The 21,833-nt window shown below is 62.0% G+C and carries 18 protein-coding genes, 1 tRNA gene and 1 pseudogene; 8 read left to right on the top strand and 12 right to left on the bottom strand.

Annotation, left to right across the window (positions count from 1 at the left end; all coding sequences use genetic code 11):
- The first annotated feature begins 14 nt into the window (after window positions 1–14).
- The gene (locus tag QMK32_RS11650) at window positions 15–1,448 is read left to right on the top strand and encodes an acyl-CoA carboxylase subunit beta (RefSeq protein WP_283475117.1); all 1,434 of its coding nucleotides are present in this window, start codon (window positions 15–17) and stop codon (window positions 1,446–1,448) included.
- Between the two features lie 87 nt (window positions 1,449–1,535).
- Here the strand turns inward: QMK32_RS11650 and QMK32_RS11645 are convergent, their stop codons facing one another.
- The 5 genes from QMK32_RS11645 to QMK32_RS11625 all read right to left on the bottom strand — a co-directional run bounded on the left by QMK32_RS11645 (window position 1,536) and on the right by QMK32_RS11625 (window position 5,281).
- Window positions 1,536–1,973, bottom strand: a complete 438-nt coding sequence (locus QMK32_RS11645) for a cold shock domain-containing protein (protein WP_283475115.1) — start codon at window positions 1,971–1,973, stop codon at window positions 1,536–1,538.
- A 91-nt stretch (window positions 1,974–2,064) separates the two neighbouring features.
- Complete coding sequence (locus tag QMK32_RS11640; protein ID WP_269304149.1) at window positions 2,065–2,577, bottom strand: DUF3145 domain-containing protein; 513 nt, start codon at window positions 2,575–2,577, stop codon at window positions 2,065–2,067.
- A gap of 166 nt (window positions 2,578–2,743) precedes the next feature.
- A complete protein-coding gene (locus tag QMK32_RS11635) occupies window positions 2,744–3,556 on the bottom strand; it encodes a serine hydrolase domain-containing protein (protein WP_283475112.1) in 813 nt (270 codons plus the stop codon).
- 136 nt (window positions 3,557–3,692) lie between these two features.
- Window positions 3,693–4,820 (bottom strand): NDMA-dependent alcohol dehydrogenase, encoded by a 1,128-nt coding sequence (locus tag QMK32_RS11630; protein ID WP_269304152.1) that lies wholly within the window; start codon window positions 4,818–4,820, stop codon window positions 3,693–3,695.
- A gap of 107 nt (window positions 4,821–4,927) precedes the next feature.
- The gene (locus QMK32_RS11625; protein ID WP_283475110.1) at window positions 4,928–5,281 is read right to left on the bottom strand and encodes a hemophore-related protein; all 354 of its coding nucleotides are present in this window, start codon (window positions 5,279–5,281) and stop codon (window positions 4,928–4,930) included.
- A gap of 205 nt (window positions 5,282–5,486) precedes the next feature.
- Here QMK32_RS11625 and QMK32_RS11620 point away from each other — a divergent pair, with 205 nt between their 5' ends.
- Together QMK32_RS11620 and QMK32_RS11615 are read left to right on the top strand one after the other, a co-directional pair.
- Window positions 5,487–7,625, top strand: a complete 2,139-nt coding sequence (locus QMK32_RS11620) for a molybdopterin-dependent oxidoreductase (RefSeq protein WP_283475108.1) — start codon at window positions 5,487–5,489, stop codon at window positions 7,623–7,625.
- Between the two features lie 68 nt (window positions 7,626–7,693).
- Window positions 7,694–7,770 (top strand) — tRNA-Ile (locus QMK32_RS11615).
- A gap of 31 nt (window positions 7,771–7,801) precedes the next feature.
- On the opposite strand, the pseudogene QMK32_RS11610 reads toward QMK32_RS11615, so the two are convergent.
- A pseudogene (locus QMK32_RS11610) lies at window positions 7,802–7,957 on the bottom strand (universal stress protein); the annotation flags it as partial.
- 203 nt (window positions 7,958–8,160) lie between these two features.
- Between QMK32_RS11610 and QMK32_RS11605 the strand changes: the two are divergent.
- Both QMK32_RS11605 and QMK32_RS11600 read left to right on the top strand, forming a co-directional pair.
- Window positions 8,161–8,613 carry a cupin domain-containing protein gene (locus QMK32_RS11605; RefSeq protein WP_283475107.1) on the top strand — a complete coding sequence of 151 codons (453 nt, stop codon included), beginning with the start codon at window positions 8,161–8,163 and terminating at the stop codon, window positions 8,611–8,613.
- Between the two features lie 113 nt (window positions 8,614–8,726).
- Window positions 8,727–9,467, top strand: coding sequence for a GAF and ANTAR domain-containing protein (locus QMK32_RS11600; protein WP_283475106.1), 741 nt, complete (start codon window positions 8,727–8,729; stop codon window positions 9,465–9,467).
- A 61-nt stretch (window positions 9,468–9,528) separates the two neighbouring features.
- Here the strand turns inward: QMK32_RS11600 and QMK32_RS11595 are convergent, their stop codons facing one another.
- Window positions 9,529–11,016 (bottom strand): MFS transporter, encoded by a 1,488-nt coding sequence (locus tag QMK32_RS11595; protein WP_283475105.1) that lies wholly within the window; start codon window positions 11,014–11,016, stop codon window positions 9,529–9,531.
- Between the two features lie 20 nt (window positions 11,017–11,036).
- Window positions 11,037–11,612, bottom strand: coding sequence for a PadR family transcriptional regulator (locus QMK32_RS11590; RefSeq protein WP_283475104.1), 576 nt, complete (start codon window positions 11,610–11,612; stop codon window positions 11,037–11,039).
- 233 nt (window positions 11,613–11,845) lie between these two features.
- Here QMK32_RS11590 and QMK32_RS11585 point away from each other — a divergent pair, with 233 nt between their 5' ends.
- Both QMK32_RS11585 and QMK32_RS11580 read left to right on the top strand, forming a co-directional pair.
- Window positions 11,846–15,907 carry a bifunctional nitrate reductase/sulfite reductase flavoprotein subunit alpha gene (locus tag QMK32_RS11585; protein WP_502943583.1) on the top strand — a complete coding sequence of 1,354 codons (4,062 nt, stop codon included), beginning with the start codon at window positions 11,846–11,848 and terminating at the stop codon, window positions 15,905–15,907.
- Window positions 15,908–15,921: 14 nt separating this feature from the next.
- Window positions 15,922–16,470, top strand: a complete 549-nt coding sequence (locus QMK32_RS11580; protein ID WP_283475101.1) for an isochorismatase family protein — start codon at window positions 15,922–15,924, stop codon at window positions 16,468–16,470.
- Between the two features lie 17 nt (window positions 16,471–16,487).
- Here the strand turns inward: QMK32_RS11580 and QMK32_RS11575 are convergent, their stop codons facing one another.
- Together QMK32_RS11575 and dapA are read right to left on the bottom strand one after the other, a co-directional pair.
- Window positions 16,488–17,081 (bottom strand): cysteine hydrolase family protein, encoded by a 594-nt coding sequence (locus QMK32_RS11575; protein WP_186628273.1) that lies wholly within the window; start codon window positions 17,079–17,081, stop codon window positions 16,488–16,490.
- 89 nt (window positions 17,082–17,170) lie between these two features.
- Window positions 17,171–18,013, bottom strand: a complete 843-nt coding sequence (gene dapA, locus QMK32_RS11570; protein WP_502943573.1) for a 4-hydroxy-tetrahydrodipicolinate synthase — start codon at window positions 18,011–18,013, stop codon at window positions 17,171–17,173.
- 310 nt (window positions 18,014–18,323) lie between these two features.
- Between dapA and QMK32_RS11565 the strand changes: the two genes are divergently transcribed.
- Window positions 18,324–19,433 carry a methyltransferase gene (locus QMK32_RS11565; RefSeq protein ID WP_283475343.1) on the top strand — a complete coding sequence of 370 codons (1,110 nt, stop codon included), beginning with the start codon at window positions 18,324–18,326 and terminating at the stop codon, window positions 19,431–19,433.
- Window positions 19,434–19,451: 18 nt separating this feature from the next.
- Here the strand turns inward: QMK32_RS11565 and QMK32_RS11560 are convergent, their stop codons facing one another.
- Both QMK32_RS11560 and QMK32_RS11555 read right to left on the bottom strand, forming a co-directional pair.
- Window positions 19,452–20,393, bottom strand: coding sequence for a TAXI family TRAP transporter solute-binding subunit (locus tag QMK32_RS11560; protein WP_283475097.1), 942 nt, complete (start codon window positions 20,391–20,393; stop codon window positions 19,452–19,454).
- Window positions 20,394–20,418: 25 nt separating this feature from the next.
- A complete protein-coding gene (locus QMK32_RS11555; protein WP_283475096.1) occupies window positions 20,419–21,783 on the bottom strand; it encodes an MFS transporter in 1,365 nt (454 codons plus the stop codon).
- Window positions 21,784–21,833: the final 50 nt, after the last annotated feature.

The following is a 21,833-nucleotide window of genomic DNA, read 5'->3' as shown; positions in this document are numbered from 1 at the left end:
AGAAGGAGAACGCCATGACCATCTTGTCCCCCGCCACTCGCTCCCACAACGCGACCGATCCCCGCGATCCGGTCGCGCGGCTCGAGAAGCTCTTCGACGCGGGGACGATGGTTTCGCTCCACGACCGTGACAAATCCGGTCTGCTCGCGGCCTCCGGTGACATCGACGGCGTTCACAGCGTCGCGTACTGCTCCGACGCCACCGTCATGGGTGGCGCAATGGGTGTCGATGGGTGCAAGCACATTGTCTCGGCCATCGATATCGCACTCGAACGCAATGCCCCCATCGTGGGAATTTGGCATTCCGGCGGAGCCCGACTCGCTGAGGGCGTCGAAGCTCTGCATGCAGTCGGCCTCGTGTTCGAGGCCATGGTTCGTGCCTCCGGGGTTGTCCCTCAGATCTCTGTCGTCCTCGGCTTCGCAGCCGGCGGCGCCGCGTACGGCCCGGCCCTCACCGACGTCGTCATCATGGCTCCCGAGGGACGTGTATTCGTCACCGGTCCCGATGTCGTGCGCAGCGTGACGGGCGAGCAGGTGGACATGGTGTCCCTCGGCGGACCGGACACGCACCACAAGAAGTCCGGCGTCTGCCATATTGTCGCGGACGACGAGCTCGACGCCCTCACGCGCGCCCGTCGACTGGTCTCCATGTTCAGCGAGCAAGGCACATTCGACATCGCCGCCGCCGAACACGGTGACACCGACCTCAAAGCACTACTGCCCGAGTCGAATCGGCGCGCCTACGACGTACACCCAGTAATCGACGAGCTTCTCGACAACGTCGAGGGCGAGTCGACGTTCGAGGAATTCCAGGGTGGCTGGGCTCGCAGCATCGTCATCGGTCTTGGTCGCCTCAGTGGCCGGACCGTCGGCGTGATCGCCAACAATCCGATTCGCCTCGGCGGGTGTCTCAACTCCGAAAGCGCCGAGAAGGCAGCACGATTCGTCCGCCTGTGCGATGCGTTCGGCATCCCGCTCGTGGTGGTCGTCGACGTTCCGGGCTATTTGCCGGGTGTCAGCATGGAATGGGAGGGGGTCGTCCGTCGTGGCGCAAAGCTCCTCCATGCATTCGCGGAAGCGAAGGTACCGCGAGTCACCCTGGTGACTCGCAAGATCTACGGCGGCGCGTACATCGCGATGAACGCGCGAGCCCTCGGCGCAACCGCGGTCTATGCCTGGCCGGGTTCCGAGGTCGCTGTCATGGGCGCCAAGGCAGCGGTTGGGATTCTGCACAAGAAGGCGTTGGCAGCTGCGCCGGAAGAAGAGCGCGAGGCGTTACACGATCGACTGACCGTGGAGCACGAAACCATTGCAGGCGGGGTCGATCGGGCCGTGGCCATCGGCGTCGTCGACGCGGTCATCGAGCCTGCCCTCACGCGTTCGACCATCGCAAAAGCGTTGGCCGGTGCGCCTGCAGCGCGTGGCAACCACAAGAACATCCCGCTGTAACCGCTTGGGAGCGGAAGCGAAGCAGTGCCCCGGTGTCTCGGACACCGGGGCACTGCTTTGGGCAGCAGAGCACTTCGAGCTACAAGGTCAGCCTTCGAGCCACTTGTGTGACGCGGCAATGCGAATGACGGCCTCACGCACGTCGAGCACTTGCTCGGCGGTGAGACCGCGGTTCGCCTGCAGGAGAGCTTCGGTCAATTCGGTCGAGAAGTCGCCGCGCGCGAGGACATCGCACACGACGTCGTCGTATTCGTGCCCGGTCGACGCTGACACTGCATGTGCAACTGGATGCGCTGGTCGATGTTGCACCGGCGCTGCGGAGTCGACTATCTGGACTTGGCCTGCCTTGAGGCCTCGATCGCCGTGCTCGGCGACGTACTCGACCCGAACCCCAGGGGCGAGAAGTCGCTTGTCGAAGTCGAGGTCGTTGACATGAATGAAGACATCCTCACCGCCCTCGTCGGGCGCAACGAATCCATAACCCTTGAACTCATCGAAGCGAATTACTTTACCTGTCGACAACATAGAACCACCCCTCGAGAAACCGTCGAACCCGCATGCCTAGCCTGGCACAGTTCCGACACTACCGAAGGGTGAATTCTCCGGGAGACTCCGGTCATCCCGCATTGCGGCTGAGCCAAGTGACCTCGGCCCCGGCTCCCCCGGTCCGGTACGGTTCGAGCGCGTGATCCCAGGCGCTGCCCAGGGCGTGTTCGATCTCTGCGGCAAGATTTCCCGAATTTCCCTCGATCATCGACTTGAGTCGCATCTCGCCAAGGATCACGTCGCCGTTCGCGCTCGTCGAGCCACGCCAGAGCCCGAGACCTGGTACATGGGCAAAACGTTCACCGTCGACGCCCTCGCTGGCATCCTCGGTGACCTCGAACCTCAGCATCTGCCACGTCCGAAGAATGCCTGCCAGCGCGGCCCCGGTACCCACGGGACCGACCCAGTCACTGGCAGCACGAAGCTGCCCGCCGCCGGCCGGCTGCGCGGACCACTTGAGATTCGCACGGCAGTTCAACGCGTCGGATAGTGCCCATTCGACGTGCGGGCACAACGCGGCAGGTGACGCGTGAATGTAGACCACACCCGACGTGGCATCTGCGAACTGATTCAATGCACGCATTCGATTACTCCTCCAGCTTCGACGAGGGACGTCTTCCCCAACGACCTCTTACACGAACTGGTATTTGAAGCTCTCTCATACGTACATGCACTAGTGTGCCCCGAGTTACCCCTGTTGCGCCAGTGCACTAGTGATTCCAATGATGATCTGGGCGGTGCCGAGGTCTCTACCTGGGATTATTGTCGAGCACTTCATCGGACAGCTCGGTCCACAGTGACTTGGCCCACTCGCCGAACGCGAGATCCGTGAGAACGACAGTGGCCAGGCCGACGTCCGGGTCCACCCAGAGAAACGTTCCGGACTGTCCGAAATGGCCGAACGTCCGAGTCGAATTCCGCTGTCCGGTCCAGTGAGGTTCTTTTCCGTCGCGGAGTTCGAAGCCCAGGCCCCAATCGTTCGGCCGCTGAGATCCATAACCGGGCAGAATGCCGTCGAGCCCCTCGAAGTGCACGCTGACCGCGGCCGCGAAGGTCGCCTCCGACAGCAGGGTCGGCGACAAGAGTTCGGATGCGAATGCAGATAGATCGCGCACTGATGAGCGCGCACCGTGACCTGCCGGCCCCGCAAGCGTCGAGGCGGTCATACCGAGCGGCGCGAACACGGCCTCGGCGAGGTAGTCATCGAACGCGATTCCGGATTCGGACTCGATCAGCGCGGCGAGCAGCTCGAAGCCGACGCTCGAGTAGATGCGCTTGGTCCCGGGGGCTGCTTGTACCTTGTTCTCACCGAAGGCGAGCCCCGAACTGTGCGCAAGAAGATGACGGACGGTCGAGCCCTCAGGGCCCGCTTGCTGATCGAGATCGATTGCTTCTTCTTCGACTGCGACAAGTGCCGCGTAGGCCACCAGTAGTTTGGTGACCGACGCCAGCTCGTACACACGGTCGACATCGCCGTACTGCTCGCTCACACCTTCCGTCGACACCACCGCTGCGGATGCATTGTCGACGGGCCAACCAGCGATCAAATCCAAGGAGTGCACGCGGATGAGCCTAGTTGTAGGCAGACGAGTCGGTGCGGGCGTCTGCCCACACCGACTCGTCTGCCAAGGCCAAGCGCTTGAATGGTCCCGTCAATCCATCTGATCGTATGGATGTGTCATTCAAACGATCCGGTTACTACCGGTCGGCGTCGGTGAACTTGATGACGCCGCGAATGTTCTTCCCTTCGAGCATGTCCTGGTAGCCGGTGTTGATGTCGTCCAGTGCGTAGGTTTTGGTGACCATATCATCGAGATTGAGCTGGCCGCTCTTGTACATCTTCAACAACAATGGGATGTCGTGACGAGGATTGCCACCGCCGAAGATCGCGCCCTGCAGGTCCTTCTGGAGCATCGTGAACAAGAACAAGTTCAGCTTGACGTCCATGTCCTCCATGCGTCCCATTGCAGTGACGACACAGCGGCCCGCCTTGGCCGTCAGCAACAGTGCAGCCTCGATATCTTCGCCGGTGATCTCACCGACGGTGATGATGGTCTTGTCCGCCATCAGCCCCCAGGTCAGCTCCATCATCGGCATCAAAGCTTCGGCTGCCGTGGCATATACGTGGGTGGCGCCGAATTTGAGTGCCTGATCTCGTTTGTACTGGACAGGATCGATCGCAATGATCTTGGATGCACCGGATTGCACGGCACCCTGGAGGGCGCTCATACCCACGCCACCGACACCGATGATCGCGACGGTGTCTCCTGGAGTCACCTTGGCAACATTGACCGCCGATCCCCAACCCGTCGGTACCCCGCAACCGACCAAAGATGCGACCTCGAACGGGATGTGTTCGTCGATTTTGATGGCCTGGGTCTCGTGCACGGTCATGTACGGAGAGAAGGTGCCCAGCAGGCACATCGGGATCACGTCCTGCCCGCGGGCCTGAATGCGGTAAGTGCCGTCGCTGATAGCCATTCCACTGAGCAGGCCCATGCCGAGGTCGCAAAGGTTCTGGTGCCCGTTGGCGCACGCCGGACAATGCCCACACGAGGGGATGAAGGAGAGAACGACGTGGTCTCCCTCCTTCAATGTCTTCACCTCGGGGCCGGTCTTGATGACGACACCGGACCCCTCGTGTCCACCCATTACCGGGAACGACGGCATCGGCGTCGCACCTGTCACGATGTGGTGATCGGAGTGGCACATCCCCGCAGCTTCCATGCGGATCTGAACCTCGCCGGCCCTTGGGTCACCGATCTCGATTTCTTCTACCGACCATGGCTCGTTGAGGCCCCACAGCACAGCGCCTTTGGTTTTCATCGCGATTCGCCTTTCACACGCCGATAGACCCGATGTTCGGGCCACTTGATGTTGAGTTCGACGATAGTCATACGAACGCGAAATTGGAACACGTTCTAGATTTTTGGTCAGTAATCGACGCAGGAAGCAAAGACCGTACGAGCGAGACCGGAACCGGGTCCTCCGAAGAATGCGTTGACCCTGTCGACGATGACTGGCTGCGAGGCAAGAATCGCTTGGCGCTGCCACACTGGTGCGGCCAGGAATGCCGCGAAACTTCCCGCCATCGGTGATGCGGCGAGCGCTGCTCCCTCTTCTTCGTCCTGTGCGTACGTGGCGGCAACGATCTGCGAGAACGAGCACGGTGTGTTGACCACGGTCTCGGCGGGTGTGGCTGTGGCGACGCCGCCGAAGAGCAGAGCTCCGACAGCAGTAGCGCCGAGCACGGTTGCGACCTTGGTTGTGGACGAGCGAGAGATCATGAATTTCCCCAATCGAGGTTAGCGTTGTGGTGGGATCGACAAGTGTTCGACAGCAACGATATCGGCAGGCCAGGCTTCGTGTCGCACTGGAGGACATACTGATAGAACGCCCGAAAACACCTATCTCGACGGGTTATCGGTCGGTTCGGCCGTGAGAGGGACGACTCTCGTCGATACGGTCGAGCCACTAGGGACAGGAGACCCGATGACGATCGCTTACGGCTCGTGCAATCTGTGTGAAGCGATGTGCGGACTCGAATTCACGGTCGAGGAGAATACGGTCATCTCGATTCGAGGCGACAAGGAAGACCCACTCTCTCGCGGGCACATCTGTCCGAAGGCACTGTCCTTGATCGATCTCCACGCCGATCCCGATCGGTTGATCAAGCCTGTTCGACGCGAGGGCGCCGACTGGGTGGAGATCGAATGGAGCGAAGCATACGAACTGGTGGTCGAAGGACTGGTTACCACCCGTGAGCAGTATGGGTCCAACGCTGTCGGTGTCTATCAGGGGAATCCGAACGTCCACAGCCTCGGTTCGATGACTCACGGAATTCCGTTCACCTCGATGCTGCGCACCCGCAATCGATACTCGGCTACCTCACTCGACCAACTCCCCCATCAGCTCGTGAATCACCTGCTGTACGGCCACCAACTGGCTCTACCGATCCCGGATATCGACAACACCGACTTCTTTCTCGTTCTCGGCGGCAACCCGATGGCCTCGAACGGCAGCATGATGACCGTGCCGGATTTTGCACGTCGCGCCCACGATCTGCAGGCGCGCGGCGGCACTCTCGTGGTGGTCGACCCCCGTAAGACCGAGACCGCGGACATCGCAGACGTTCACCACTTCATCCGGCCGAGTACCGATGCCCTGCTGCTCCTAGCGTTGATCAACGTCGTCACGGCGGACGGGGTGACCCGGGTTGCGAACTACGTCGACGGCGCCGAGGAAGTCGCAAATTTGGTCCGCGATTTCACTCCCGACGCGGTCGCGCCCGTCGTGGGTATCGCGGCCGCCGACATCGTCTCGCTCGCGACGCAGTTCGCCCGTGCGAAATCCGCGGTCGCCTACGGCCGAATGGGTGTGTCGACACAGCAGTTCGGCAGTCTCTGTCAGTGGGCGATTCAAGTACTCAACATCGTGACAGGCAATCTCGACCGGATCGGTGGTGCACTGCTCACCGACCCTGCGGTGGATCTCATCCGGAAGAAGATCGTCGGCCGAGGGCATTTCGACAAGTGGCGCAGTCGTGTTCGGGATCTGCCCGAGTTCGCGGGTGAATTTCCGTGCTCGACCTTGGTCGACGAGATGACGACCCCCGGCGAAGGTCAGATCAGGGCCATGGCGGTGTTTTCCGGCAATCCGGTGTTGTCCATGCCGGGCGGCACCAGGTTGAACAAGGCCTTCGCCGACTTGGATTTTATGGTGTCCTTCGACTTCTACATCAACGAGACATCACGGCACGCGAACGTTATCCTTCCGCCCACGATGTCCCTCGAGCGAGACCACTACGATCTCATCTTTCAGTCCTTCGCTGTCCGCAACACGGCAAAGTTCATGCCGGCGATCCTGACGAAAAAGCCTGGTGCAAAATCGGATTGGGAGATCTTCCGTGATCTCGGTATTCGCTATCGGGCACGCCTCGCCGGGTCGTCCATGTTCGACCGCCTCCGTACGCGCCTGACGCCGAAATCGCTTGTCGCGGAAGCTCGGCTACGCCTGTCGCCACGACGAACGATCGATCTACTACTCCGCAGTCATCGCGCGGGCCTGTCGGTGGCAAAGCTGAAGAAGTCTCCACACGGCACCGACCTCGGACCGCTCCGCCCCGGCTTTCCCGGAAAGCTGCAGACCCGGAACAAGCGAATCAACCTGGTACAGAACATCATCATCGCGGAACTACCGGCTCTGCGCGATCTGATGAGAACCGCGGCGGTGCCCAGCGGAGACCAACTTCTCATGATCGGTCGACGGCATCTGCGCAGCAACAATTCCTGGATGCACAACTCTGCGAGGTTGACGAGGGGTAAGCCTCGCCATCAACTTTTTGCACACCCCGACGATCTGCTTGCGCGCAGCATCGAAGACGGTTCGGTGGTGTCCGTGACATCGGCCGCCGGATCGGTGCAGATAGAGGTACTCGCTACCGACCGCATGATGCCGGGCGTGGTGAGCATGCCTCACGGGTTCGGACACCAACGCCCCGGCGTCGAGTTGTCCGTGGCGACTACGGTCGTCGGAGCGAGCGTCAACGACATCACCGACCCACACCGGGTGGACGCGGTCTCGGCCAACGCGATCCTCAATGGCGTGCCTGTCACGATCTCGCCGACGTGACCGACCCCGCGGGCACACGTCGGCGGAGCGTTGAAGTAGCATTCGTCACGGCTCGCTCGGTGCGAGATGGGGCGGTAGCTCAGTCGGTTAGAGCCGTGGACTCATAATCCATTGGTCGCGGGTTCGAGCCCCGCCCGCCCCACCATTCCTCGGACCAACCCCTCACTCACAGCGGTCTATGGAACCACGGTGACGGGCCAGCGTCCGGTTTTCACCAACCTCACCGCGACGGACCCGAACATCCGGTGGCCTGCATGTTCGGATGCCCCGACGACAATGGCGTCGACCCGTAGTTCATCCGCGCTTCCGACGAGGCCGCTGTAGGGATCACCCTGTGCGGTGCGGAACTCTCATCGAATCGATTCGACACCGTATTCGAAGGCGTGCGCATTATTACCGCGAGTTTCCGCTGACTCATCTACGCATGCAGGTTGCTCAGCAACACTACGTAACTCGCTGATACCTACACCAGACTCCATTGCCGGGTTCTAGTCTGGACTTCCGCTACCGGCCCGCCGACGAGAGGTTCATTTTCATGTCCAAGATCGTCCGCTCGGCCACTGTCGGATTCTGCTGCTTCGCTGCTGCAACGCTGTCCCCTGCGCTCGCCGATGCCACTCCGCCGTCGGGTGTCACGGCCGAGACGCTGGCACACGTATCTTTTCCGCTCATCCCCGGCAGTGTCGACCTGGCCGGAACCGACTTCACTGCACGCAAGATCACGATCGCGCCCGGTGGCACCACTGGATGGCATTTTCATGACGGCCCGGTCTACGCGTATGTCGAGTCCGGTGTCCTGACCAGGATCCTGACGGATTGCAGCGAGGTGTCGACCCCGGCAGGTAACGTCGTCGCAGAGGATGTCGGGAGCAACCACGTACACGAGGGCATCAATGCCGGGACTGTTCCGGTCGTTCTGTACGCGGCGTACATCGAGCCTCCCGGTAAGCCGTTCGCAGAGGATGCGCCTGCTCCGTCGTGCGCCTGAGCCACCTGACGCTGGATCCAAGCTGTGCGGTCGGTACCCTTGTATGTCGGATGTGGCTCCTCGAGAAACGGGCAGCGCACGGAAAGCATTATTTTTTTTCGAACGGAGTCTAGATGAACGACGACTCGATTCTCGACAAATCGGCCACGGCCGACCCTGCTACGGTCTTCGCCGCACTTGCGGACATCGTCTATCGCGGTCGGGCAGCTGAGGAGGTCTACACGGCCATCTGCGTGGCGGCGACGCTGCTGGTGCCCGGGTGCGATCATGCCAGCCTGATGCTGACCGGTCGGGGCAAGCCGGTGACGGTTGCGGCTTCGGATCAGATCGCACGGGTTGTCGACGACATCGAGCGCGCTACCGGCGAAGGACCCTGTCTCGACGCAATCATCAGTGAGGCAGCCCAGATCGAACCGGACTTCAACACTCCAGGGCCGTGGCCCGCACTTGCCCGCGGAGTCCTTGCGCGGACGCCCGTGCGTGGCGCCATGGGTTTTCGATTGATGCTCGACAGCAAGAAGGTTGGCGCACTCAATCTGTTCAGCGATACCGCCGGCCGATTCGACAGCGACACCGCTGACCGAGCCATCGTGGTCGCAGCGTTCGCGGCTGTCACAGTTGCCGCCATCATCAAAGGCGAACAGGCCGACACTTTGCGTCTCGGTCTCGAGAGCAACAGGGAAATCGGGAAGGCCATCGGCTTGTTGATGGCCATGCACGAGGTTACCGACGATCAGGCTTTCGATATGCTGCGCAAGACCTCTCAGGATATGAATGTCAAGATCGCAGCGTTGGCGCGATCGGTTGTCGAGTCGCACACCCAGAGCCTGACCGCACAGAGCCTGCAGCCCTGACAGTCCGACGGCTCGGGTTGTGTACAGCCAGCCTCCGCGGACTGCACACAACCCCGGCGGGTTACTCGCTCGGAACCATGGGCCCCGGAGCGTCGACGCGCTTGGGCAGCGCGAACACCAGCAGCAGTGCGACGACTCCGAAGGCCGCGCTGACAGACATCGCAATCGACGCCCCGTGCATGAATCCGCTGGCCACGGTGTCGGGTCCGGTGATGGTCAGATTGCCGAACAGAACGCTGCCGATTACCGCGATACCGACGGCGCTGCCGATTCGCTGCATCGTGGCGATGACGCCGCTCGCTGCGCCTGCATCTGCGCGGTCGACGGTTGCCACGATGAATTGAGCGTTCGGCGCAATGAATGCGCCGTTACCCAGACCACCGATCAGCATGGGCAGCAACAATTTCCAGTTGGTCAGATCGGCAGCGTCGGTGGTAGCCAAGATGAGCCACATCCAGATCAGGCTGATCGCCACGAACGAGGTGCCGATCAACAGAACTGTACGACCGAGCCGCTGTGTGAGCCGGTTGCTCTGGGACGCGGCGATGATGCTGCCGATTGCGAAGGGAAGCATCACGATGCCGGAAGACAGTGCGGAGTTTCCGAGCCCGCTCTGCCACAGCAGCGAGATGGTGAAGAAGATACTGGTGAACGAAGCGAAGTAGACGAGCGCGAGAATTGTCCCACCGGTGAAGGCGGGGTGCGCGAACAGCTTCGGCGGCACCAATGGGTTGTCGCGACGCTTGGTGTAGAACACTTCCCACGCAGCGAATACTGCGATGAGAATTACACCCGCCACGATCGAGACATAGGTCCACACCGGCCAACCCTGGTCCTGTCCTTCGATGAGCGGGACCAACAGTGCGACCAGACCTGCGGTGATGAGGATGAGTCCGATCCAGTCAATCCCGGTCTTGGCCGCGACCGTTCGGTTCTCCGCGCGTCCTGGAAGCAACAGTGCAGCAGCAACGAGTCCGACGATTCCGATCGGTAGGTTCACCCAGAACACGCCACGCCAGCCGTTTTCATCCCCGAAGGCTTCGATGATGAGACCGCCCGCAATCGGCCCCAAGGCCGTCGAGACACCGATGACTGCGCCCATGATCGCGAAGGCTTTGCCACGCACCTGGCCTGGGAACAGGAGTTGAATAAAGGCCGTCACGGCGGGGACGAAGATTCCGCCTGCGAGTCCCTGCACGATTCGTGCGATGACCAATTGAAGGTCGTTCTGTGCGAGGCCGCAGGCAAAACTGGCGACGGTGAACAGTGCCAGTCCGGTGAAGAAGACCCACTTGTGGCCGATACGGTCGCCGATTTTTCCTGCGGGAATCAATGCCAGCCCGAAAGCAAGAGCGTATCCGGAGATGATCCACGCAAGAGTTGCCTCGGAGGCGTCGAGGCTGGTGCTGATCGTCGGAAGCGCAACGTTGACGATGGTCGTGTCCAGCAATGCCATGAACATCCCGAGCAGCAGTACAACCAGTGCCTGCCATGCGCGACGTGGCACTTCGACGGGAGGCGCCGATACCCGTGAGCTGTTGTCGGTCATCTTGTCTCGCTGTTCTGTGTTCAGGTGGGAAGTGGGGGGTGAATTCTGTGTCGTTCGTCGGCGAGAATGCCCGGTAGTGCAGCAACGAATCCTTCGTGCCATTCGATCTCTGCCCGCAGACGATGTTCACGGTGCTCGAGCGCGTAGGTTTCGGCCAATGTCAGATACGGATGCGCCTGTTCGTTCGCATCGACGGTAGTCCGAAGGAGTTCGTTCAACAGTCGGACCCGTTCCGCGATCACCTCGGATAAGTGGTCGAGCCGGTCGGGGTCGAGCCTGGTCAGAGCCAAATCGAACGGGTCGGGACGAAGTACGAAGTTGGACAGGCCCTCACTTTGCAAGGCTCGCAGCTGCTCGCGCCCACGATTGGTGATCGCATACACCTGCCTGGCCGGGAAGTTTCCATCCTGCTCGGTCCGCACATCCGCGATCAGACCCTCGGCATGAAGTCTCTTCAGCGCACCGTAGAGGCCCCCCACCGAAATATCTGTCCACATCTGCACATGTTCTTCTTCGGCCAAGAGACGGAGTTGGTGACCATGCATCTCGCCTCGTTGCGCGAACGAGCCGAGAATGAACAATCGGATCGAAGACACGCGAGTACTCTTGCACGAGTACTTATTGGTGTCAAAATCCGCTTCACGATCACTGCACCGTCTCTGTGAGGACAACGTCACGTCGGGCTAACTGATGCGTCATCGACGTGAATCGTCCAATGCGCATCGTGGGAGTCGTGTCACCGACGCCCATCGATATCTCCCCAATCGATATCTCAGTAGTCACGCGCACCGTCAAGACGGTGTGCGCGTATTGCGGCGTCGGTTGCGGGATGAAACTCGAGATCGAACAACGCCAGAACCAACCGTCCACAGTCACCACATCGGTCGGCGACAAGTCCCACCCTGCCAATTTCGGGCGTCTCTGCACCAAGGGCTCGACGACGTCGGACATGCTCGCTGCGCCCGGACGCCTCGACGCCGCGCGTGTACGGGCCAATCGCGGCGATGATCCGCAACCGGCGGACACGAGAAAAACGATCGAGCGAACGGCGCGGAAGCTGCGCGCGCTGATCGACGAGCACGGTCCCGACGCTTTTGCGCTGTATGTCTCGGGGCAGATGTCCATCGAGGCGCAGTATCTCTCCAACAAGTTGGCCAAGGGTTTCATCGGAACCAATCAGATCGAATCGAACTCTCGCCTCTGTATGGCGAGCGCGGGCACCGGTTACAAGCTCTCGCTCGGTGCCGACGGGCCGCCCGGGTCGTACGAGGATTTCGATCATGCCGATGTCTTTCTGGTGACCGGGGCGAATATGGCCGACTGTCATCCGATTCTGTTTCTGCGAATGATGGACCGCGTCAAGCGCGGCGCGAAGTTGATCGTCGTCGACCCTCGGCGGAACGCGACTGCCGACAAAGCCGATCTTCACCTGAAGCTCGCTCCGGGGACGGACTTGGACCTGCTCAACGGAGTGCTGCACATCCTGCTCGCGGAGGGGCTCACCGACGACCGGTTCATCGCCGAGTTCACCGACGGCTGGGACGTTATGGGGGACTTCCTGGCCGACTACACACCGTCTCGCGTGAGTGCCAAGACGGGTATTCCCGAGGCCGATCTGTACACGGTCGCGCGGTGGATCGGCGAGGCAGAGAACTGGATGAGCTGCTGGACAATGGGACTCAATCAGTCGACGCATGGGACGTGGAACACCAATGCACTGGTCAATGTGCACTTGGCGACCGGTGCGATCTGCAAGCGTGGAAGCGGACCGTTTTCGCTCACCGGCCAACCGAACGCCATGGGCGGCCGCGAAATGGGTTACATGGGACCTGGGCTTCCCGGCCAGCGGACCGTGTTGGTCGACGAGGATCGAGCATTCGTCGAGGACAAGTGGAATCTCCCCTCAGACACGTTGCGTACCGATGTCGGTGCGGGCACCATCGACATGTTCTCCCGGATGGCAGACGGAGAGATCAAGGCATGTTGGATCATCTGTACCAATCCTGTCGCGTCGGTTGCTAATCGAAAAACGGTCATCGCCGGTCTCGAGCGGGCTGAATTGGTGATCACCCAGGACGCGTTCGCCGACACGGAAACCAACGGCTATGCCGACGTCATCCTTCCGGCGGCCCTGTGGACCGAGTCCGAGGGCGTCATGATCAATTCCGAACGAAATCTCACTCTGTTCCAGAAGGCCGTCGACGCTCCCGGCCAAGCACTGCCGGATTGGCAGATCATCGCGCTGATGGCGTGCGAGCTCGGCTACTCCGAGGCGTTCACCTATTCGTGCGCAGAGGAGATATTCGAGGAGATCAAGGAGTTCTCCAACCCCAAGACCGGATACGACTTACGCGGTGTCACCTACGAGCGACTCCGTACGACGCCGCTGCAGTGGCCGTGCCCGCCGGACGACGACGAGGATCGCCACCCGATCAGATACCTCAACGACGGCGTCAGCCAACCTCTGCGCACGCTCGACGATGGTAGTACCCCGCGCCTGTCCTTTCCCACGCCATCCGGTCGGGCCCAGTTCTTCGCCCGACCATCGATGTCGCCGGCTGAGATGCCGGACGACGACTATCCCTTCCTGCTCAATACCGGTCGCCTGCAACATCAATGGCACACGATGACCAAGACCGGGAAAGTGGCGAAGCTCAACAAGCTCAACCCTGGTCCGTTCGTCGAGATCCATCCGCGCGACGCCGAGTTCCTCGGCTGCGAGTCAGGTGACCGGGTCGAGGTCGCATCGCGCCGCGGGCGAGCAGTACTGCCCGCGCTCGTCAGCGATCGGGTGAGGCCGGGTGACTGCTTCGCACCGTTCCACTGGAACGATTCGTTCGGTGAATACCTTTCGATCAATGCGGTGACCAACGACGCGGTCGATCCGTACTCACAGCAGCCGGAATTCAAGATCTGTGCGGTCACTTTGACCAAGGTTCCTGCAGCGGAATCTCAGTCACATTCCGGTCCAGAACATGGAGGAGACGCCATGTCGCCGATCGACGCCTTTGCCGACCTCGTGGGTGAAGTTTCCGGGCCGTCGCTGCCCCTTCCGCTGATCGAGCAGCGTTATGTGGCGGGCCTGTTGGCCGGATTACGGACGGACGCCGGCCGCAGTGCCGGAGGAGTTCCCACTCTGCCGACGACGACGCCGTTGTCCGCAGAAACTCACGCCTGGCTCGGCGGCATGCTCGCCGGCTTGTTCTCACGCAGCGCCACGACTGCCGCGCCGCAGACACCTGTACCCGTCGACTCGGCCGGCGACAACAATGACAATGACGAACCACCGGTACTCGTACTGTGGGCTTCCCAGACGGGGACGGCAGAAGAATTCGCGTCCAGCTGCGTCGAGCATCTCCGGTCGACGGGTCTTCTCGTAGAAGAGCACGTCATGGAGAACTTCGCACCAACCGAGTTGGTGCGGTACCGCGATGTGCTCCTGATCAGCAGCACTACCGGCGACGGCGACGCCCCTGACAACGGCACGTCCTTCCTCGACGGGCTGTCCGGGGACTGCGCTCCTGATCTGTCCGGGAACAGATTCGCTGTTCTCGCCCTGGGTGATTCGAGCTACCACGATTTCTGCGGAAACGGTCGACGTCTGGACAGTCGATTCGCCGAACTGGGTGGTCAGCGTCTGGTGGGACGTGTCGATTGCGAACCGGAATTCGAGGAAGCGGCGTCGGTATGGCTGGATCGCGTGGTGTCCAAATTGGGCACGCCGCCGGCGGACCCCGTCGCCTCCGCTGGAACCACGGTCGAGATGGTCCCGACCTACGGTAAGAAGGCACCGCTGGCAACGGCACTGGTGCGCAACACTGTTCTGACGGCGACCGGGTCACGAAAGGATGTCCGCCAATTCGGATTCCACCTTCCCGACGGCACGCTGAGCTACGAGGCAGGCGATGCGCTCGGTGTGTGGCCGCGCAACAGCATTGCACTGGTGGACGAGTGGCTCGAACTGACCGAGCTCGACGGCGACAGCGTCGTCGACATTGCCGGGCACGATGCGATGCCGCTTCGCAACGCCCTGCGCGAGCGGTTGGAGATCGCGAAAATCTCCCCGGATCTGTTGAAGTTCGTCCATTCCCGCACGCACGACGACGATCTGGAACGCTTGTTGATGCCGGAGAGCAAGAAGGACCTGCAGGATTGGATCTGGGGTCGTCAGGCGGTCGACGTCCTCACGCATCTTCCGGTGCGTGCAGGGATCGATGAATGGCTCGGTGTCCTCAAACCGCTTCAGCCGCGACTGTATTCGATTTCTTCGAGTCCTAAGGAGAATCCGCGCGAAGTACAGCTGACAGTGTCCACGGTGCGCTACAACATCCATGGCGTACCTCGACGTGGTGTCTGCTCGACCTATCTGGCCGATCACGCCGAAGGTGAAGACGTCAGCATTTTCGTGCAGAAGTCGGCGCACTTCAAACCACCGGAGGACCCGGCCGCGCCGATGATCATGGTCGGGCCCGGCACCGGCGTCGCCCCGTTCCGCGCATTCCTGCACGAGCGCCGAGCACGCGGACACACCGGACCGAACTGGTTGTTCTTCGGCGAACAGCATGCCTCCACGGACTTCTACTATCGCGAGGAACTGACCACGATGCTCGACGACGGGTCGCTGACCCGGCTGGATCTGGCTTTCTCGCGTGATCAGAGCGCGAAGGTCTACGTGCAGGATCGAATGAGCGAACATGGTGCGCAGCTGTGGGAATGGCTTCAGCGTGGTGCGCACTTCTACGTATGCGGCGATGCTTCACGAATGGCAAAAGATGTCGACAATGCCCTGAAAGGCGTTGTTGCTCAACATGGTCGACTCGCGCCCGCCAGCGCGGAGGCCTACGTCAAAGCATTGGCGGCAGAAAAGCGTTACATGCGGGACGTGTACTGACTATCCTCGTTCCCGTGACCACCCTGCCCGGCCGTCCCAATACCGCACTGCTCGTCGTCGACGTGCAGATCGATGTCATGGCCAGTTCGATCGGGTCCGAGGCCATTATCGCCAACATCGTCAGGTTGGTGGACAAGGCACGCGCGCACGATGTTCGGGTCGTCTGGGTGCAACACTCCTCCGATCAGCTCCCCCGGGGCAGTGCTGGATGGGAGTACGTCCCCGAACTCGTGCGGAAGACTTCGGAACCGCTGCTCCACAAAATCTACGGGGACGCGTTCGAAGACACCGACCTGGAGTCCGTCCTGGCCGAGGCTGCAATAGGACGATTGATCGTGGCAGGCGCGCAAACGGACCAGTGCATTCGAAGCACCCTGCATGGTGCTCTTGTGCGCGGCTACGACACCATTCTCGTCAGCGACGCGCACACGACGGAAGACCTCACCGAGTGGGGAGCCCCTCCCCCGGCAGAGGTCGTCTCGCACACCAACCTGTACTGGAGTTTCCAGAGCGCACCCGGACGAGAGGCAGGGACGACCGACACCGAATCCGTCGCGTTCTGACGCGAACCGGCTGAACGTCAGTCCGGGATTGCTGCCACGTCCGGGGCGACGACGCCGAACAGATCTGCGATCGACGCCAGGCTCGCGGCCTGGAGTGCGCCGGCGTCGACGCCGCCTGCACCGGGCAAGGATCGGGTGGCTGTGGTGCTGGCGACGACCGTCGGGCTGTAGCCCAGACTGAACGCTCCCCGGGCGGTGGAGTTGACGCACATGTGTGTCATGAATCCGGCGAGCAGCAGATTTTCCACTCCGAGTGCACGCAACCTCTCGTCGAGGTCGGTGCTCACGAATGAGTTCGGGTAGTTCTTCACGATCACCGATTCATCGCCGCGGGGAGCGACTCGCTCGACGATCTGGCCGATGTCGGCGCTGATGTCGTACGGACTTCCTACCCCGGCGTCGTGCATGATGTGGAAGATCGGGGTACCGGCACTACGAGCCCGCTCGAGCAGGTCGGCAGCAGCATCCAGTGCAGGTTGAACCCCGACGAGTTCCAAGACACCCTGGGTGTAAGTGTTTTGAAGATCGATCATGATCAAAGCCGAATTGGCGAGCGCAGACGGCGCGTCGGGCATTCCGGTCAGTTGGCGAAGCGTCACGTTGTCGGTCATTCTTACATCCTCCTGGATGCTCGGAACTCGGACACCGAACTTAAACCCACGCAGGTTGCTTCCACGTTGCAACCCGCGCCGATCGAGCGTCAGCCCAGCAAACCCGCAGTACGAAGCGCTGCCCGAACGTCCTCGTAATGCCATTCGTCGAGCGGAACCAGTGGCAGCCTGATGCCCCCTGGCATCAATCCCATCTCCGCCAGCGCCCACTTCACCGGAATGGGGTTCGGTTCGGCGAACAAGGCTGCGTGCAGGCCGACGAGCTTCGCATCGATTTCCGACGCACCTTCGGAGTCACCGGCCAGGGCTGCAGCACACATCCGAGCCATCGCTTCCGGCGCAACATTTGCGGTCACCGAGATGTTGCCTTGGAATCCGGCCAACATGCTGGCCCTCGCCGTACCGTCGTCACCCGAATACAACGCGAAGTCTCCGAGTTCGAGAGCAACCAATTCGCGGACGCGGTCCAGGTCGCCCGCAGCTTCTTTCAAGCCGACGATGTTCGGGATCTCCGCGAGCCTGGCGACGGTCGACGGGAGCATGTCGCAGCCCGTACGCGAGGGCACGTTGTAGAGGTACTGAGGGATGTCGACGGCCTCGGCGACCGCACGGAAGTGTCGGTACAGCCCCTCTTGCGGGGGCTTGTTGTAGTACGGAGTGACCAGCAGCGCACCATCGGCTCCGGCGGCCTTGGCAGCCCGGGTGAGGTGAATCGCCTCGGATGTCGAATTCGCGCCGGTCCCCGCGATGACCGGAATACGCCCAGCAACCACGTTGATGGTTTCTCGAATGATCTCGGTGTGCTCAGCCACCGAGAGAGTCGACGATTCGCCGGTCGTCCCAGCTGCAACAATCGCCGAGGTTCCGCCACTGACCTGGCGCTCGACTAGTTCAGCGAACGATGCATGGTCGATCTCGCCGCTATCGGTCATAGGCGTGACAATTGCAACGATGCTTCCGGTGATCACAGCGTGACGCCTTCCGTCCAGAGTTCGATCTACGTCGGGAATGGTAGACGAACGCGCCGATGCCCGAGCCTCGGCCGTCGCGACCAGTGCTTCGCGGCGTCGCTGGGCGGGCCGAATCCGGTCGTTGTGGTTGACTTGAATTCAACCGAAGGGGCCCTGTGAACAAGCTCAACGTCGCAGCCACAACGCGGCCGCTCGAAAGCGCGAAGCCATGATCGTCGACCCAACCACCCTCGCTTCGGCAGAGCGCGGACTCTCCGAGCCCGAGGGCCCCATGGTCGTGTGGACCGAGAACGGGCAGGAGCGCTCGACGCGGTGGCGTTCGGAGAACAACGCCCCACCGCCCAAGGCCATCCACATCATCGGCGACGACATCACCGCTGACGTTGCGTACAAACGCGCGTCGATCGGTGAGTCCTTACTGTGGCGTGGCGATTTCAACAATGCACGCCAATTGCTGAAGGCGATCACCCGCAGGGCCGAGCCGCGGACGCGAAAGCCGTCGTCTACTCCGGCAGAAGACTTTCATCTCCACCGCCAGGATCAGGCCCGGCGAGCGCGCACTCTCGGAATGCTGCTCGTCGAACTCGATTCGAATTTTGTTCTCGACTACAGCAGAGCACCCGACGTCGGGCTCGCAGCCCGTGAGGTCTACGGCGAGGCCTCGACGCCTTCGCTGTTGTCTCTTCGAGAACTACTCAGTCTCATCGGTGCACACGAATGGCGACGCAAAGGTGTTCGCATTCCCGCGCTGGACGCCACCATCGAGCCACACTTCGGCGTCTTCTCGCCGCTGCGTGGCGAATACGTGCAGCTGGTAGCAGACACTCCCCTTCCCGACGGAACGACCACGGCCTTCGACATCGGTACCGGCACAGGCGTTTTGGCTGCCATCCTGGCGCGACGCGGTGTCACCGACATCGTCGCGACGGATCGGGACCCTCGGGCGGTTGCGTGCGCCACATCCAATCTCGAGCGACTGGGTTTCGCCGACAGCGTCGATGTGCAGCTCACCGACATCTTTCCTGCCGGACGCGCATCGCTCGTAGTGTGCAATCCGCCGTGGATCCCGACGAAGCCGACCTCGGGGATAGAACACGCGATCTACGACCCGGGAAGCCGCATGCTGCGGGCTTTCCTGGATCGACTGCCCAAGCATCTCGAACCCGGCGGCGAGGCCTGGCTGGTGATCTCCGATCTGGCCGAACTCCTCGGGCTCGCGACACGCGAGGATCTCCTCTCGGCAATCGACCGCGCCGGCCTGGAAGTACTCGGCAGAACAGACACTGCGCCGACGCATTCTCGTGCGCGCGATACCGACGATCTCTTCCACGCTGCACGCTCTCGCGAGACGACGTCGCTATGGCGACTGGCTGCGCGCTGACCGACCGACCTGGTCATCTCACCCGTGCCGCCTGCGGTACTCCGCTTCGGCCCCTGGATGAAGAGGGATGGCGCCGGTCATGACGAGCGACCGGGCGTCGAGGAATTGGCTACCGATCGCCTGTCGGGGAACCAGCGAGGACGACTGATCGAGCAGCAGGCCCACCAATTCCGCCACAGTCCGGTCCGGCACGTCCGGGTGGGCCAGCAGCAGGTTCGGGATTCCGACGGTCGTCACTTCCGGATGTTCGCCATAGACGTTCGCCGGCACCAGGACCGATTCGTACGCGGTCCCGAACTCGCGCCTCAAGTCCGCGACCACGGCGCCTAGATCGAGCAACCGGATTGCCATCGGCGGATCGGCGAACGCCGGCGTCGGCAATCCCCCAGCCCACATCACTGCGTCGATCTCGTTGTCTGACAAGGCATGTGCCGCCAAACTCATCGACATCTGGACTTCGCGGACCGCACCGGGACCGGACAGACCCGTCGCGTCGAAAATGCGCTGGGATACCAGCGTGGCGCCGGATCCCGGGGCGCCGACGCTCACCGGCCGCCCCCGCAGATCACCCACCGTCTCGATGCCCGAGTCGGCTCGCACGGCGACCTGGAAGTAGTTCTCGTACACGCACCCCACCGCCGCCAAATCTCGACTCGGGTGGCTGTAGGCGGCGTCGGCCAACGTTAGTGCCAGCTCGGCACGTCGCGAATCCAAGGCTTCCAGGTTGTCGAGGGAGCCCGCCGTCGTCAGCGGAACGACTTCCGACGTAGCCGTCGCGGCGGCCGCGTCGGCGAGCAGGCCCGCGAACTCCCAGAAGAAGCCGCCGACCTCCCCTGATGCGAGACGGAGTTGCGGTGGCGGATCCGATGCGCAGGCAGTGCCCACCGCGGCGGCGCTCACAGCCAGCAGTCCCGCCCGCAGCGCGGCTCTGCGGGAGAGCAACGCTGCGGGCGGGACCATGTTCGTCACTGTAAGGCGTGGCAGATCACTCGAACGCTCGACCCTGCTCCCGGTCGAGGACGGTCTCGGACTTGTTCCGCAGAACGAAGATGTAGACCAGCAGCGACACTGCGATCACCACTGTCACGTAGACGATGAACCAGGTGACCTGCCCGCTGTTCTTCGCCGCCTGGTAGATCAGCGGGGCGGTGCCGCCGAACGCAGAGTTCGCGAGCGCGTATCCGAGACCGACGCCGAGTGCGCGCACGTGAGAGGGGAACAACTCGGCCTTGACGATCGCGTTGATCGAGGTGTAACCGGTCAGGATGATGTAACCCACGCACACCAGGGTGACCGATGCGAAGACGGACGTCGCCGTCGGCAGATACGTGATGAGGAAATAGGTGTACAGCACGCCGCCGATTCCGAAGAAGACGAGGAGTGGTTTGCGACCCACCCTGTCGCTGATCATCCCGCCGATGGGCTGCAGAAGCATGAGGAAGACCAGGCCGAAGAGGTTGATCCACGTTCCGGTCATCCCCCGGTCCTCGTACGCGGTCCTGATCATCGAGGGCGCGTTGACGCTGTAGGTGTAGAAAGCGATGGTGCCACCGGCCGTCACCAAGAAGCAGATCAGAAGTGCGCGCCAATGGTTGCTGAGAAGTTCCCTCATCGAACCGGAGGCTCGGTCGACTCCGCTGCGAACGGCGGCGAGCTGATCCTTCGTCAGCGATTCGTCCATGCTGCGCCGCAGCCAGAAGACGACCACGGCCGCGACACCGCCGATGAAGAACGCGATGCGCCAGCCGAATTCCTCCATCTGCCCGCGATCGAGAAACACCTGCATGATCAACAGGGTCACCTGCGCGAGAACATGCCCGCCGACCAGTGTCACGTACTGGAACGAAGAGAAGAAGCCACGACGCTCACGAGTGGCAGCCTCGGACATGTAGGTCGCCGACGCACCGTACTCACCGCCGGTGGCGAAGCCCTGGACCAGACGGCTCAGAATGAGGATGATCGCCGCCCATACTCCGATGCTCTCCCTCCCCGGGGTGAGTGAGATGACCAGCGAGCACGCGGCCATCAACGACACACTGAACGTGAGTGCAGCGCGTCGACCGTTCCTGTCCGCGTAGCGGCCGAAGAACCACGAGCCGACCGGTCGCATCAGGAAGGTCACCGCGAAGATCGCGTACACGTAGAGGGTCGAATTCTTGTCCGCCGAATCGAAGAACTGATTCTCGAAATATGTTGCAAAGACCGTGTAGACGTACACGTCGTACCACTCGACGAGATTGCCCGACGAGCCCCGCAACGTGTTGTAGACGGCGCGACGGGTGGCAGCGGGAGAGGAGACAGGCGGGGTCGGGCGCGACGGATCGGCGATCGAGGTGGCCTCGTTGGCCATGGGCTGGTCCTTCCACAGAGTGCTGTTGGGCGGATTGCCTTAGAGCGAAA

Source organism: Rhodococcus sp. H29-C3 (assembly GCF_030063405.1).
Classification (GTDB): Bacteria; Actinomycetota; Actinomycetes; order Mycobacteriales; family Mycobacteriaceae; genus Rhodococcoides.
Note: the sequence above shows the minus strand (reverse complement) of the source record. Positions and strands in the feature narration are given on the sequence as shown.